Origin of the sequence: Armatimonas sp., from assembly GCF_031410135.1 — a bacterium.
GTDB lineage: Bacteria > Armatimonadota > Armatimonadia > Armatimonadales > Armatimonadaceae > Armatimonas.
Window position 1 is genome coordinate 1 of sequence record NZ_JANNYP010000672.1, and the last position, 10,891, is coordinate 10,891.

Here is a 10,891-nt window from a genome sequence, read left to right on the forward strand (position 1 = left end):
GGTCAAGTTTTGCGTCATGTGACTGCCTTAAACCTTTTGCAACAACGTATTCTTAAACTGCTGGATTCTTTGCCAGAGGTGTACATTCGCCTGGTGGAGCAATCTGTTTTACCGCCACAAAAAATGAGCGAACCATGAGTAGATAAGCTCCCACTCCCACAATCCCCCGAGATATTTCTACCGGCTCAACGGGAGCTTCATGCCATTGCACCGCTACCGCTTGAGGAAGCATGTGTGGAGAAGCTGGTGCAACTCCCTGACCTGCACCGTGACCCTTTTGACCGAATGCTCATTAGCCAAGCCTTACACCACAACCTGGTACTGGTTACAGAGGATCAGGCTATTCTTACCTACCCCGTTCCGACGTTGTAATTATGAATTGTTCTCTCGTTGATGCCCGCTCGCGCGTTCTAGCCCTCGAAACTGTCGCGGAGCTACGTACCGTCCTTGACGATGTCTACGAAGAAACAGCGATTCGGCACCTAGCAGCACAGCGCCTCGGGCAGCTCGGCGAAGCGGGTCGCATCGCACTTCAGGGAGCTTTTGCTGCCGCAAAAGAGAATCCTCCCGGACGAGTCGCCGCCCTCCAAGCTCTTGTGCGCTACTTTCCCAAAGAATCAGAAGCCACGCTCCTCGAAGCCCTCGACGATCCCTGGCCCCGTGTGCGCCGGAGCGCTAGGTTACTGCTTCAGGATACACAAAACCTCCTCAGCCCAGATTTTAGATTCCAGTTTCATCTGTCCACTTTTCTGAGTCACATCCCTGATGTCGGTCATGTTAAGCCGGAAACCCTTTCGATAAGAGAGCAAGCAGCGTTCTGGGAGGCTGTTGGAAAAGCACGTTTTCCTTCAGCTCTGCCAAGCCTCATTGCTACATTGGCAAATTTCGATCAGAGTACCGTGGTTGAGGCAGTTGGCCCATGGTTCAAAACAATTGAATACTCAGAGTTACGCACAGACTTACAAGAAGCAGTCCAGTCTTTTGGCGACAAAGCGGTTCCATTTCTTATTACCACTCTACTATCATATCCAAAAACACCCGATTTACTTTTTCATGCACTCGCCCAAATGGACACACACATAGCAAAACAAGCTCTGTTCTCATTTCAAGAAACCGACTTAAAACAAAAAGCTCTCTACTGGATTGCTTGGCGACAGCGATGGCTTGCTAGAAGAGCTAAGAAACCAAAACTTCTGGCAACAAGCTCCTTCTCCACAATCACTACCCCTCTCTCACAAATGGATTTCGAATTCTGCTCTCGGATGATTTTCGATATACGGTCACGCCACGTACACCATTCCATTGCGGCCCTGAAGTTTGAGGTAAACCCTGAGGTAGGCGTCTTGTTCTGGGTACTGGCCGATGATCCCGCACACTCCCGACAACTGCGACAGCTTGCCCACAATGGTCTAGAGTTCTGGCGACGGTACAATGGGCGTGGAAAGCGGTAGTTCAAGCGGAAGAACGGCGCCCTTCAGAGGCGTAGGATGCCGGTTCAAGTCCGGCCCGCTTTCTGTGGAAATAGGGTGCATCGCGATAAAATACGTCCATGCCGCGCAAGAGTTTCTCGGAGTTTGATCTGGCAAGTGCACTGGAGTGGGTGGGGATTCTGGAGACGGAAGCCTGGGAACGAGGCCCGCTGGTTTGGGACGCAGACCTACGCCATCACCGACCCGCCGCGCCTGCTGGGAATTTTGGATCATCTTTTTGCGCAGTGTGCCCTAAATGCAAAATGACCGTCGGAGAACTGTAATTATCGTCAGAGAATTGTAATTATTGTCGGAGAATTGATTTACTGGACAAAAAATCATTTCACGGGTAAAATTCCCCTAATCCACTTCGGAGAATCATCGTAGAGATCGGAAAATTGAAATATGCCTGTTTTAACAAATGCACGAATCAATGCACAGCTTTCGCAAGCGGAAGTTTTCTATAGCAACGCACAGAGCAATGCAGAGATCAAGACACTCTTTGCGGCGATGGGCGTAGACCAAACGCGACTGCAAGCGGGCGTGGCGCTCTACCAAGCGGCGCAGGTTGCAGTAGCACGTCGTGCTGAGGCACTCGGAGCGCAGGAGCTTGCCACAGCGGATTTCAAGCAAAAACTCAGCGCGGCGCGTCCTGCGGTCCAGCGGGTGAAGACGGTTCTGCAAGCGGCGTTTCCCAAAGACAAAGCACGTTTGACACAGCTCGGGCTAGGCGGGGCGCTTCCCGCACGGGCCACAGAGTACCTTGAGAGCGCCGAGCGCCTCTTTGTGACCCTCCGCGCCAATGCCGACATCGCCGCCGGGCTGGCGCAGTATGGCTACAACACCGCCAAGCTTGCGGAAGAAGAGGCATTTGTCCTTGCCGCCGACGCCGCCAACCGGGTGCAAGAGGACGCAAAAGGCGCGGCGCAGCAGAGCACTCAAGAGCAAAACGCCGCACTCACCGCTCTTAAAGACGATCTCTCGGTGCTGGTCAAGCTCGCCAAAGTGGCCCTGAAAGACAAGCCCGCTCTACGGGCAGCGCTCGGGCTCTAGCTCCCGTGGGGCCTTTCCGGCACCACCAACCAGCGGTAAAATACGGGCATGACACTGATGATGGCGATTGTCCCATTCACGTGGACGATGAACGTCCCGCAAGCCAGGATGGAAAATCATCCGCGCCCAGAGGGCACCCGGGGGCCTTTGGCCGCCTCCTCGTGCCTCGTCGGTAAAATGGGGGATTTGGTGGAATTTCTACCGCCGAAGGCGCGGCGCGAAGCGCCCCAAAGCCCGACGATTTCCGTCGAGGCGATTTCCATCATGTGACGCACGTTATAATAGGCTGTGTCTGATCCAAGCTCGCCTCTTAAAGAAGCCAACCAATACGACTCTCTGCCTGCAATCTACGATGCCTTAATGGGCGGTGTCCCCTACTCCGTCTGGCTGGCACGGATGGAGCGGGCGGTTCGGGAGCGCGATAAGTCCCCCCGCTCGGTGCTGGATGTGGCCTGTGGAACGGGCAGCCTCTCGGAGATTCTTTGGCGGCGCGGGTATCGGCCTGTGGTGGGTTTTGATATCGCGCCCAAGATGATCCAGCTTGCCCAGACTAAGGCGCAGGCAAGATCCTACGGGATTTCTTACTCCGTGATGGATATCGCGGAGCTAGAGCTGGGCGAGCAGCAGTTCGACTGGCTGGTGAGTGTCTTCGACTCGCTCAACTATGTCACCGATCCCATCAAGCTGCGCGAGGGGCTGCGGCGACTCTTTGCCCACGCGGCTCCGGGAGCGGTCTTTACGTTTGACATGAACGGGGTCTATGCCCTGCGCCACGGGCTCTTCACCCAGCACGAGAAAAACGGCCCGATTGAGCACGACTGGAAAGCGCACTGGGACGAAGACCAGCGGCTCTGTCGGGTAGAGATGGACTTCTGGGTGACCGATCCGCACACCAGCACCCGCCGCTACTTCCACGAGACCCATCTTCAGCGTGGCTACACCCTAGCGGAGATGAAAACCTGGCTCACGGAGGCGGGCTGGACTCAGATCGAGGTCTTTGGCAACTACGGCGACCGTGCGCCCAACTCCCGCTCCGACCGCTGGCTCTTTGTCTGCGAAAAGCCCGAAGGCATTTAATTACGCTACAATAGAGCATGGCCGCACAGAAAATTCCGCTTCTCCAGCCCGACGAGTACCTTGTCTGGGAAGCCTCCCAAAAAGAAAAGCACGAGTACATCTCCGGCGAGATACTTGCAATGGCAGGTGCCTCGCCCACACATAACCGCCTCTGTGTCCGGGCACTCACGATTCTGGAACAGGTGCTGGAAGGCAGAGACTGCCTGCCTTTCCCCTCAGATCAAAAAGTGCGAGTTCGCGAGGCGGGGCCGTTTTTCTACCCAGATGTGAGTGTGGCATGCGAGCCGTTTCTCGATGACGATAGCTGCCTGCGTAACCCGGTGGTGATTATCGAGGTGCTCTCGGAGAGCACGGATCACTACGATCGTGGCGAGAAATGGAGCCACTACCGCCAGCTTCCCTCGCTACGCCACTATGTTTTGCTCTCACAGACCGAGCCGCTCGCCGAGCACTACAGCCGCGCTTCCGGGGAGCAAGCCATCTGGCAGTTTGTCGAGCTACGCGGCCCGGAAGCCCTTCTTGATCTTTCCGCTCTCACCGCTCAAATTCCCCTAGGTGAAATTTATCGTCGCCTAACCTAAATTTTCCGATACTCTACGAAGGACTATGCGGAGAGACTCGACGATAGAACAGGTGCGTGTGATTTCCCGCCCGTGGTGGCGACGAAAAGACTCCGCGATTGCTTGGACTCCCACCGAGCTACAAGAGCGCTACACAGAAGCGGTGTATGGCTACGTGGCGCTTCGGTTGGGCGTGGGAGCTGAGGCGGAGGATGCGACGGCAGAGACTTTTGTGGCTGCTTTTACACGCTTGCACGCCTGCCCCACCCGCGAGAAAATCACCGAAAACGATGACCCGATGCGGGCGTATCTGATTGGAATTGCAAGGCGAAAAGTGGCCGATATTCTTCGCCTGCGCGAGCGCCGGCAAGAGACACCACTCTCGGAGACTCTGACCAGTGACGCGACTCAGGAGCACGGGGTGTTGGCGGCGGAGGCAAGTGCCCGACTCACCGAGATTCTCGCAGCGCTACGCCCGGACTACCGTGAGGTGCTGCTCTTAAAGTACGTGGAGGGCCATAGCCTTGCCGAGATTGGGCGTCTGCTGGAGCGCTCTGCGACGCAAGTCGGAAGTCTGTTGCAGCAGGCACGCGAGGCGGCGCGGCGTGAGGGGAGAGATTATTTTGAAGACTAGGAGCAACTTTGGACACTGAAGAGAGTGTTTTTGCGGAGAAGATGCAGGAGGGGCTGCGTGTGCCCACCGCGCCGGAGCACCTGCACCGTAGGCTCCGCGTGCTAGAGGGAGAGGCTACGCCACGTCCACGCCATGCTCTTCGCAACCTGAGCCTTGCCCTCACGCCTGCGCTTGTGCTGGTCGGAGCCTTCTATGTCCGTGCCAAGATTCAGCCGCCCGCACCGACACCTGCCCCTGTCGCCAGTGCGCCGTCGCCCGATCCCAGCGCTCCGGTAGACCCGAAGCATCCCCTGCCGACAGGCACAGAGTCCATCCCGGAGCCAGGGACACTCTGCCTGCTTGCCCCCGGCTTACTCTTTCTGCGCTACCGCCGCTCCCAGACCATGAGCTGACCCTGCTCGCTGCCTGCGATAAGCTTAGTTCCATCAGGCGTGACGGCAAGTGAGGTGATCTGGCCAAACGGAAAGCTCAGCTCCATGAGGATTCTGCGTTGCACCACATCGTAGAGGCCCACTTTTTCGCTGTAGGCCAGCGCGACCTGCTGCCCGCCCGGAAACGCCGCCATGGTGGTCAGGAAGCCCGGACTTTCGAGGAGAGTCGTGTCCCGTGTGGCAAGGTCATGAAGCGCGAGCCCAGCGTCGTCATAGTCGGCAAAGAGAAACTGCGTCGTGCCGGGAAGAAACTCCACCAGGTGCGGTGTGCTCTCCAGCTCCCCGACATGGCGCAGGTGCTTTCCTATTTCCGCATCCACTAAATGTACTCGTCCATCTGACATTCGCGTCACCGCAAGAAGTGGAGCTCCGGGCCACCACTCGATCAGCGCAATATCGTGCTCATTCTCTACGTCCGCTATGTCCGCGAGCACAATTTCTAGAATCTGCTCGCCCGTTTCGAGGCTCCAGACACGCACGACTTGATCGCTGCCACCGCCCGCCAGCCACTGGGCATCTGGTGAGAGCGAGAGGGTGCACTGCCAGACATTCGCAGGAAGTTTGAGGGAGTACTGCCGCTCGCCAAGAAGCTCGCCGGATGCATTCCAAGTGAGCACAGTCAGGGGATCACACTCCTCGGCCACTACCACATTCTCTTCTGTGCGCCGCACCCCGACCACCTGCCCATTTTGCTTGTCGTAGACCAGCGACTCCAGCCGTGCGGTGTCTTTTCCCCAGACCAGCTCCGCGCCGAGATCCAGTGCCAGAAGCCGTAGCTCCGGGTCGCTGCTGCGGCACAGGACACACTCATCGTTGAGTGGGAGCAGCTGAATAATCCCGCTCTGGTGTCCCCCTGATCCAGCGGAAATAGCCACGTCCCAGCCGGGCAGATCCCAGAACCGCAGGCGTCCGTCGGTGCCACCCACGATTAACTGCTCGCCTGCGGGAGAGAGTGCCAAGCACGTGCTCTCAGGAGCGACGATCACCTGCTCGACTTCCCCTGTGGCCAGGTGATGAACTTCCAGGTTTTCGTCACCGGCCATGACAAGCTGCGCCCCCTCCGACGTGAAGGCCCAAGCCGTCGCCCACTCTCCAGCGACGGAAATCTCTTGCCCGACGGTGCCATCGTGGGTCTGCCAGATGCGAACCGTGTTGTGTCCCGCAACCCGAGAGGCGAAGCGCTCCCGATCTGCGGAGAGAACAAACTCACGGGCCGTGTCTGCTTCCCCAGGAACCGTCCAGAGCGCCTTCCCTGTCGCGATCTCCCAGAGCATGAACTGCACAAAACCGCGCTCTTTCACAGCCTCCGCGCAGAGGAGGCGCTCATCGTCCAAAAAGGCAACCCGCACTGGCCAGACGCTCTCCGAGGAGGCAGGGATGCGCTGGAGGAGCTTGCCGGTCTGCCACTCGCCGATAAAGACATCGCTGCCTGCTGCAAGTGCCATGAGCTGGCCCGACGGCGAGAGGGCAAAGTGTTGCAGTCCTTCAACGGGGCCGATCTTGCGGATGCTCTGGCCACTTTCCAGCGCGATTACCTCGATATGGTCGTCTTGTTGCCAGAAAAGCGACTCGCTGTCATGGGAGAAACCAAGATGTTTGCCTGCCGTAAGCTCAAGGTGCTTTCGAGCCCCCGCACGCTCCCAGACAGTCCCCTGTCCGTCGCGTAAGAGACACGCCAGCCAGCGGTTATCGGGGGAGCCAACCACCTCCGCGATCGCTGTCGGGTGCGCCCACTCGTATGGGCCAAGCTGATGGAGAACAATCCAGTCCGTCATAGACTGCTATTTTACACCGGGAAGGATTTTTGCGTGCTCTTTGCGAATTACTAAAGGAAGTATGGCTATTTTTCTTGGCATTGACACCGGCACCAGCGGCACGAAAGCCGTCTTGATTGACCAGAGCGGCAAGCTGCTCGCCTCGGAGCTGATCGAGTACGCACTCTCGACCCCACGCCCCCAGTGGGCGGAGCAGCACCCGGACACGGACTGGTGGCAGGCGGCGATTAAAGCCATTCAGGGCGTGCTCGCAAAAGCGGGCGTGAGCGGCTCTGATGTCGTAGGTGTAGGGCTGACGGGCCAGATGCACGGCTCGGTATTTTTAGATAAAAGCCATCAGGTTCTTCGCCCCGCGCTGCTCTGGTGCGATGCTCGGACGGGAGCTGAGTGCGCTGAGATCACCGAGCTTCTCGGAGGAGCGCAGGGCTGCTACGATATTCTTGGTCAGCCGGTCTTTACCAGCTTCACGGCTCCGAAAGTGCTCTGGGTACGCAAAAACGAGCCTGCGGTCTATGAAAAAATCGCGCAGATCTTGCTCCCTAAAGACTACATACGCTTCAAGCTCACCGGCGAGTTTGCCGCCGAAGTCAGCGATGCCTCGGGAACGTCGCTCTTTGATGTTCGTCAGCGCACCTGGTCAAAAGTGGCTTTGGACAAGCTCGGAATCCCCAGCGAGTGGCTACCCCGCGTGGTGGAGTCGCCGGAGCAGACTGGGGTGATCTCTGCCGAAGCGGCAGCGCTGACAGGGCTCAAAGCAGGCACACCCGTGGTCGGCGGTGGCGGCGATCAGGCGGCGGGCGCAGTGGGCTGCGGCGTGGTGAGCACCGGGCAAGTGGTCTCGTCGCTGGGCACGAGTGGCGTCGTCTTTGCCCACTCCGACACGGCGGCCATTGACCCTCAGATGCGTGTCCAGACCTTCTGCCATGCCGTTCCCGGAACGTGGGGCCAGATGGGCTGCGTGATCTCGGCGGGCGGCTCGCTGCGCTGGTACCGCGACACGTTTGCGGAAGGCTTGGGCTACGATGCCATCACGGCAGGCGGGGCAAGTGCCCCGGCGGGCTGCGAGGGCTTGCTCTATCTTCCCTATCTGGCGGGAGAGCGCAACCCCTACTTTGATCCCGATGCCCGTGGCGTCTTCTTTGGCGCAACCCTGCGGAGCACAAAAGACTACTTTGCCCGTGCGGTTCTCGAAGGGGTCAGCTATGCGTTTAAAGACCTCTTCACGCTCTTTGCCGAGATGGGTGTCCCGGTGAGTGAGATTCGGGCCTCAGGCGGCGGCGCAAAGTCGCCGTTCTGGCTCCAGATGATGGCCGATGTAATCGAAAAGCCGCACGTCTTGCTCAACATAGACGAAGGCCCTGCCCTAGGAGCTGCGCTGCTGGCCGCCGTGGGTACGGGAGCCTACTCCAGCGTGCCCGAAGCCTGTGCCGCAACCGTCTCGACTCGTCCTGGCGCGGAGCCTGATGCTATGCAGTCCAAGATCTACTCACGCTACTATCCTACCTACCGGGCGCTCTATCCGGCGCTTGCAACCGCATTTAAGAGCGTGGCCTCTGCCACAGAAGGAACCCCCTAAAATGAAAACTCTCGTTCTTCTTACCGCAGCCTTCCTCCTGGCGGCTCCCGTCGTTGCACAAGACACTGCTACGGTTCAAAAGGCCATTCAAGCACAGTACAATAAAGAAGCGGCTGCCTTTATGAAAAAAGACATTAGCGCTGGACTCAGTATCAACACCAGTGGGTTTGCGACAACCGATACCAAGGGGAAAAAGACAACTCTGGCAGAGTTCAAAGCGGCTCTAACGCAGATCATTAGCGCTGCACAGAGCATCAAGCTCAGCAGTACCGTGGAGAAAGTGACGGTCAAAGGCGAGACGGCAACCGTCATCGTCTCGGATAAGTCACTCTTTGTACTGACCAACCCTCAAACGAAAAAATCCACGAAGGTGGAGGGAGCGAGCCGCAACGAAGATACCTGGATCAAGCAAGCCGGAGTCTGGAAGCGCCAGAAAAACCGAGCCCTCACCAGTCAGTCTCTCATGGATGGCAAGCCCGTCGGCAACTAATCCGCACACCCACGGACTTTGTTTCCGTCGGAGCCGCTGATTTTATACAAGAATAGGGAGAAATGCCAATGCTTCTCTGGCGTGTCATTTTATTGTGGTTCCTTCTGTGTGGCAGTCTTGCAGAAAGTGCATGGGCTCAAAAAAAGCCAGCGACACCACCGATCTCCCCTGCCAGAGCCGCGATTGCCGCCGTTCTAGCAGAGCGTGACCGAGCGTTTGCGGCCCGCGATGCCACGGCGTACTTTGCGCTCTGCACAGCAGACTACGTGCATCAAGACGCGCTAGAGGACACCTTCCCTCTGGATAAGCTGCGTACCGAGCTACAGAAACAGCTCACTGCGGCAAAGACAGCGGAGCAGAAGACCCAGATTGACAGCTTCAAGCTGGATGGCACTGCTGCCGTGGTCGAGACCTATGAGAATGTCAAGCTCCTCTCCTACGCCCATGAGTGGCTGGAGATCACCGGCACCGGCTACCGACGCTGCCGCTACCGCTTTATCTTGGACACGGGCAAGTGGCGTCTCGCCCGCACCCGCGTTTTAGAGGAGACTCTGACCGAAAAGCCACGCCTCCTAGAGAGCCCAGGCCTCACCGATCTCGAAAAACGTGTCAAGTCGCCTGAGGTGCAGGCCATTGTCCGCAAGATCTACCCCTTGCTGGAAGAGCTTGCCACTGCCGAGGAGCGCCATGATTTCAAGATCTTCCAGCAGCGCCTCGCCCCCGACTTCGCCTTTATCCGTCTTGGTAAAGACCCCGAAACACGCCAGAGCTATATTGAAAAAGAAACTCTGGCCCACCAGTTTATCTCAGGTGATCAGGTGCGCTACTACCTGATGGGAGCCGAGCTGCAAGAAAACGGCGATCTCACCCTGGAGGTCGAGCAGGCGACGCGCTATACGATTACCCTCCCCGACGAAGTCCCGGAGAAGAACCTAATCATCCTCAGCCTGGTTCTGACCTGGACCAAGCTGGCAGATAGCTGGTACATCAAGCGCTGGGAGCACTTCACGGCAGAGGGCTTCGAGAACGATACGCGCGTGGATTTCGTTCAAAAAGAAAAAAATAAGAAGAAGTAGCCGATAAGAATACTATGCAAAAAACATTACTTGCTCTTGTTGCCTTTGCGGCACTCACGCCGTCCGTGCTGGCTCAGGATGCACAGAAAGCCATCCAGGCCCAGTACGACAAGCGCTCTGCAGCAGCCCTTAAAAAAGACGTGGCAGCGGCTCTGGCGATCAACACCCCTGAGTTTGTCAGCATCACCATGAAGGGCCAGAAACAGACTCTCGCGCAGATCAAGCCTTTGCTTGTTCAGGTCTTTGCCAAGTCCAAGTCCTACACCATCACAAGCAAGATCACGAGCTGTAAGGTCACCGGAGACAGCGCAACCGCTCGGGTCACCGATAGTGTCAAGATTCTCTCACTCACCAGCACCATCCCACAAGAAATCGAGACTAACTGTGAGGATACCTGGGTCAAGAAAAACAACCAGTGGCTCCGCACTCAGACAAAGCGCCTTGGAGAAAAGCTCAAAGAGACAAAACCTGCCAAGTCGGCAAAGTAAGTCAGACTCAGGCGAGGATCTTCTTCACCACTTCCCCATGAACATCGGTGAGGCGGAAGTCCCGCCCTGAGTAGCGATAGGTGAGCTTCTCGTGGTCGAGACCGAGGCAGTGCAGGATCGTGGCCTGCAAGTCATGCACATGGACTTTATTCTCGGCCACGTGAAAGCCTAGCTCATCAGTGCTACCGTAGGTAAGCCCGCCTTTAATCCCGCCACCCGCCAGCCACATCGTGTAGGCTTGTGGGTGGTGATCACGGCCCTG

The 10,891-nt window shown here is 57.6% G+C and carries 15 protein-coding genes; 13 read left to right on the top strand and 2 right to left on the bottom strand.

Annotated features, from left to right (window positions below):
• Window positions 1-171 precede the first annotated feature (171 nt).
• The 9 genes from RMO15_RS33445 to RMO15_RS24570 all read left to right on the top strand — a co-directional run bounded on the left by RMO15_RS33445 (window position 172) and on the right by RMO15_RS24570 (window position 5,185).
• Complete coding sequence (locus tag RMO15_RS33445) at window positions 172-372, top strand: type II toxin-antitoxin system VapC family toxin (RefSeq protein WP_369016160.1); 201 nt, start codon at window positions 172-174, stop codon at window positions 370-372.
• 224 nt (window positions 373-596) lie between these two features.
• Window positions 597-1,451, top strand: coding sequence for a hypothetical protein (locus tag RMO15_RS24535; RefSeq protein WP_309718799.1), 855 nt, complete (start codon window positions 597-599; stop codon window positions 1,449-1,451).
• A gap of 123 nt (window positions 1,452-1,574) precedes the next feature.
• Window positions 1,575-1,736 (top strand): hypothetical protein, encoded by a 162-nt coding sequence (locus RMO15_RS24540; RefSeq protein WP_309718802.1) that lies wholly within the window; start codon window positions 1,575-1,577, stop codon window positions 1,734-1,736.
• Between the two features lie 138 nt (window positions 1,737-1,874).
• The gene (locus RMO15_RS24545) at window positions 1,875-2,522 is read left to right on the top strand and encodes a hypothetical protein (protein ID WP_309718804.1); all 648 of its coding nucleotides are present in this window, start codon (window positions 1,875-1,877) and stop codon (window positions 2,520-2,522) included.
• 48 nt (window positions 2,523-2,570) lie between these two features.
• Complete coding sequence (locus tag RMO15_RS24550) at window positions 2,571-2,792, top strand: hypothetical protein (protein WP_309718806.1); 222 nt, start codon at window positions 2,571-2,573, stop codon at window positions 2,790-2,792.
• Between the two features lie 18 nt (window positions 2,793-2,810).
• A complete protein-coding gene (locus RMO15_RS24555) occupies window positions 2,811-3,599 on the top strand; it encodes a methyltransferase domain-containing protein (RefSeq protein WP_309718809.1) in 789 nt (262 codons plus the stop codon).
• Between the two features lie 17 nt (window positions 3,600-3,616).
• Complete coding sequence (locus tag RMO15_RS24560) at window positions 3,617-4,180, top strand: Uma2 family endonuclease (RefSeq protein WP_309718812.1); 564 nt, start codon at window positions 3,617-3,619, stop codon at window positions 4,178-4,180.
• A gap of 58 nt (window positions 4,181-4,238) precedes the next feature.
• The gene (locus RMO15_RS24565) at window positions 4,239-4,793 is read left to right on the top strand and encodes an RNA polymerase sigma factor (protein WP_309718815.1); all 555 of its coding nucleotides are present in this window, start codon (window positions 4,239-4,241) and stop codon (window positions 4,791-4,793) included.
• 8 nt (window positions 4,794-4,801) lie between these two features.
• Window positions 4,802-5,185 (top strand): hypothetical protein, encoded by a 384-nt coding sequence (locus RMO15_RS24570; RefSeq protein ID WP_309718817.1) that lies wholly within the window; start codon window positions 4,802-4,804, stop codon window positions 5,183-5,185.
• Here the strand turns inward: RMO15_RS24570 and RMO15_RS24575 are convergent.
• On the bottom strand, window positions 5,158-6,999 hold the full coding sequence (locus RMO15_RS24575; RefSeq protein ID WP_309718820.1) for a WD40 repeat domain-containing protein: 1,842 nt from the start codon (window positions 6,997-6,999) through the stop codon (window positions 5,158-5,160). The genes RMO15_RS24570 and RMO15_RS24575 overlap by 28 nt on opposite strands.
• A 61-nt stretch (window positions 7,000-7,060) precedes the next feature.
• Here RMO15_RS24575 and xylB point away from each other — a divergent pair, with 61 nt between their 5' ends.
• The 4 genes from xylB to RMO15_RS24595 all read left to right on the top strand — a co-directional run bounded on the left by xylB (window position 7,061) and on the right by RMO15_RS24595 (window position 10,629).
• Complete coding sequence (xylB, locus tag RMO15_RS24580) at window positions 7,061-8,575, top strand: xylulokinase (RefSeq protein ID WP_309718823.1); 1,515 nt, start codon at window positions 7,061-7,063, stop codon at window positions 8,573-8,575.
• Window position 8,576: 1 nt separating this feature from the next.
• Complete coding sequence (locus RMO15_RS24585; protein WP_309718826.1) at window positions 8,577-9,065, top strand: hypothetical protein; 489 nt, start codon at window positions 8,577-8,579, stop codon at window positions 9,063-9,065.
• Window positions 9,066-9,127: 62 nt separating this feature from the next.
• Complete coding sequence (locus tag RMO15_RS24590) at window positions 9,128-10,141, top strand: hypothetical protein (protein ID WP_309718829.1); 1,014 nt, start codon at window positions 9,128-9,130, stop codon at window positions 10,139-10,141.
• Between the two features lie 14 nt (window positions 10,142-10,155).
• Complete coding sequence (locus tag RMO15_RS24595; protein WP_309718832.1) at window positions 10,156-10,629, top strand: nuclear transport factor 2 family protein; 474 nt, start codon at window positions 10,156-10,158, stop codon at window positions 10,627-10,629.
• A gap of 7 nt (window positions 10,630-10,636) precedes the next feature.
• Here RMO15_RS24595 and RMO15_RS24600 read toward each other — a convergent pair.
• Window positions 10,637-10,891, bottom strand: a 255-nt coding sequence (locus tag RMO15_RS24600) for a DUF1501 domain-containing protein (RefSeq protein WP_309718835.1), incomplete at its 5' end; no start/stop codon positions are given.